Source organism: Salipaludibacillus sp. CF4.18 (assembly GCF_051262595.1).
Taxonomy (GTDB): Bacteria; Bacillota; Bacilli; order Bacillales; family Salisediminibacteriaceae; genus Salipaludibacillus; species Salipaludibacillus neizhouensis.
Genome location: NZ_JBIMEV010000200.1, coordinates 1 through 204, shown reverse-complemented (window position 1 = coordinate 204; position 204 = coordinate 1). Strand labels below are relative to the sequence as shown.

Annotated in this window: 1 pseudogene; it reads right to left on the bottom strand. The window is 39.7% G+C overall.

What is annotated here, in order from left to right:
• Positions 1-204, bottom strand: a pseudogene (locus ACHABW_RS26145) (IS21 family transposase); the annotation flags it as partial.

The window sequence follows — 204 nt, the reverse complement described above, 5'->3', positions numbered from 1 at the left end:
AATTATCAAATCGAATAGTCCTTGGTACACTACCGATATGATGAAAGAATCGCTTCATTCCTTCAAGGAAGCAATCTTGGTTCTGAGATTCAAAGACTTGGACATAAAAAGCGTTACTGTAAGGATACGAAAGAACGAGATAAGGAAGATCAATAATCTCCCCCTTACTCTTAAAAGGGGCCTCCCCGAAGTCAATTTGGGCTT